This is a genomic window from uncultured Reyranella sp. (genome assembly GCF_945957355.1).
GTDB lineage: Bacteria > Pseudomonadota > Alphaproteobacteria > Reyranellales > Reyranellaceae > Reyranella.
The window spans coordinates 1-2584 of the sequence record NZ_CAMFKM010000049.1; the positions used below are offsets into that span (position 1 = coordinate 1).

A 2584-nucleotide genomic window follows, 5' to 3' on the forward strand; every position below is an offset into this window, starting at 1 on the left:
TCACGCTGATCGGCGTGCAGACGGCGAGCCTGTCGGACGCGGACTTCCTGTTCGCCTAGGGTTTCCCCTTCTTGAGAGCGGGGAGTCCCGTATCCAGCTCGCGAATATCCCCGCGATGTGCGCGCCCAGAACTCGACCGCCAGCGTTCCCTGTATGTCCCCAAGGCGATCACGCGATGCGACACGTCAGCAGGGCGGCACACCGGACGACGCGACACTTCGGTGGATTGATCGCTGCAGGCGCATGGCTGAACCGGTCCGGCGACGTTACCGTCACCAACTTTCGACCCTGGCTCTTCCAGGGGTTCATCGGGGACCGTCGGACTACGCATGTTTGCCAACCTCGCGCTCGCGACCTTCATGGTCGGCCTCACCGTCGCCATCCATCTCGGCGGCCTGCTCGGCCTCTTGTGGGTGCTGCGCAACAGGGGGCATCGCATCCGGGCCCACGAAAGCCGCCTCGTCCCGCTCGCCGTCATCCTATTCGTGGTCCTGGGGCTGGTGGCCATCCATTCGGTCGAGATCTGGCTGTATGGGGCCGCCTTCTGGGCGATCGGTGCCGTGGGAGACTTCGAAACGGCGCTCTATTTTTCGACCGTGACCTTCACGACCCTGGGCTACGGGGACGTCGTGCTCGAGGGCAACTGGCGGCTGTTCGGCGCCATCGAGGCGGGCAACGGGCTGATCCTGTTCGGCTGGTCGACCGCCTTCCTGCTTTCCGTCACCAGCCGGCTGAGATTGCTGGAGCATGACTGGCTGGAGAAAGCCGATGCGGATTGAGGCTTTCGCCGGCGCGGTGGAAAGGCGCGTCCAACTGCCTGATCAAAATGGATCAAGGAAGGAAATGGTGCCCCGAGACGGAATCGAAATTCGTTCTATCTCGTTGAAACTAGTAGACTTTTCGACAGAGCACTTTCTAGTGTACCCACTAATGTACCCAATGCATCCCGCGCTGTGGACGTCGGTAGCCCAGCTTGCCGCGGTTGGTCCGCCGGCGGGCGGCGCGCACCTTGCGCTCGGCTGGGTTCTTCTGCTCAGACTCGACTTGGCCCGCTGCCGCTGCCTGCTCAGCGTCCTCCAGCGCAAGCTGAAGCTGGTCCTCCGGCAGCTCTACGCCTGCCGGCCGAAGCGATGACGCTGGACCTCGCGAATAATCTGGCGCAGCCGCTCGCTCGCAAGCCGTCCGGCGATCAGCATCGCCTTCGGCAGGCCGGGGTCGTCGGGCAGGGAAGCGGCGGGCGCGCTCATCAGCGCAGTGGATCACAGGCGTTCGCAGCTGCACCGTCGCCGCATCGCTCCCCGCCGGCACCCGGATCACAGCCCCGCCATACGCGATCTCGATTGCCGCTGAGTTCACCACGACCGACGCAAAGCTCAGCCGCTCCTTGGCCATCACAGACCGTCCGCGCGCCTGTCGACGCCAGGCGAACAACTCGGCCGGTGTCGGCCCATACCGGCGTGCTACCGCGCTCACCGACTCATTGCCGCCGACACTCTCGGCGACAATCGCCGCCTTCTGCGTGGTGCTCCACGTCCGCCGCCGACCGGCACCAGTGAAGATCCCCAGCCGCCGCGCGGCGCGACATAGGCTTAATCACTGTGTCCGACATAGGTCCAACTCCCTTGACTCCAGTTGGCTGAACCGGAAATGCCGATTGGCTTCTTCCCGAGAGGGTCAACGAGCATGAACCTGGTATGCACCCAATTGATGTCGGTACCGATGCCTCCGCGCTCCTATCCACCCGTCAATCGTATCGACCTTGATGTAGGCCCCCAGTGCCATGCCAATGTTCGGGAACTTCCGAATCCGGATAGGCGATAACGCAGCCTAGGCGAATATCAAACGCGGAAACGCCGTTCTCCCGTCGATACCGCACATCTCCGCCATGGGCACGGGCAATGCCGTGCACGACAGTCAAACCGAGACCTGTTCCTCCGAGGGAGCGTGGCCCACGGACGAATTGCCGAAAGGCGGCTTCCTCCATCTCGGAAGGCAGGCCAGGGCCGGTATCTGCAACAGTAATCGTGGCATGGCCAACGGCGACGCGGGTGGTGATGGTCAGCGTGCAAGGGTCGGCGTGGCGGCAGGCATTGTCGACGAGCGCGAGGATCGCCTGGCGAAGCCTTCCAGCGTCGGCACGCACCGTGCCGGCCCGCAAGTCGAGAGCCAGGGAAAAGCCGGCAGGCTCTAGCATCGCACGCAAGGCCGGCGCCATGTCCTCGATCTCCCCGGCCAGATCGACGTCGCTTATCAGCAACTCCAGCCGGCCACTATCGGCGAGGCTGACGCTTCGCAGATCCTCGACCAGCCGCGTCAGGCCTGCCACCTGCTTGAGCAGCCCGTCGACGAGGCTCACGTCCAGCGGGAAGACGCCATCCTTCGCTCCCTGCAACCGGCCCTGCAGGATCGTGAGCGGCGTGCGCAGTTCGTGCGCGATCTGTGCGTTCCAGACGCTGACGTCCTCGGCCATGCGCTGCAAACGGTCGGCCATCGCGTTGAAATCGGTGATCAGCAGCGCCGTTTCGCCTTGCGCCTCCGGCACAGTGTCGGCACGGGTGGCGAGATCGCCCCCGGCGATCCGCCG

2 protein-coding genes and 2 pseudogenes are annotated in these 2584 nt (G+C 64.6%); 1 reads left to right on the forward strand and 3 read right to left on the reverse strand.

Translation table 11 applies throughout. The features are described from left to right. Positions 1-329 precede the first annotated feature (329 nt). Positions 330-779 (forward strand): potassium channel family protein, encoded by a 450-nt coding sequence (locus Q0Q48_RS28615; RefSeq protein ID WP_295145878.1) that lies wholly within the window; start codon positions 330-332, stop codon positions 777-779. A gap of 190 nt (positions 780-969) precedes the next feature. Here Q0Q48_RS28615 and Q0Q48_RS28620 read toward each other — a convergent pair. The 3 genes and pseudogenes from Q0Q48_RS28620 to Q0Q48_RS28630 all read right to left on the reverse strand — a co-directional run. After that, positions 970-1247, reverse strand: a pseudogene (locus Q0Q48_RS28620) (transposase); the annotation flags it as partial. A 151-nt stretch (positions 1248-1398) separates the two neighbouring features. Further along, positions 1399-1566, reverse strand: a pseudogene (locus tag Q0Q48_RS28625) (transposase); the annotation flags it as partial. Positions 1567-1744: 178 nt separating this feature from the next. Further along, on the reverse strand, positions 1745-2584 hold an 840-nt coding region (locus tag Q0Q48_RS28630; protein ID WP_295145880.1), incomplete at its 5' end, for an ATP-binding protein.

Coding starts and splice junctions, on each gene's coding strand:
- Q0Q48_RS28615 (WP_295145878.1), top strand. CDS start 330: ATGTTTGCCAACCTCGCGCTCGCGACCTTCATGGTCGGCCTCACCGTC.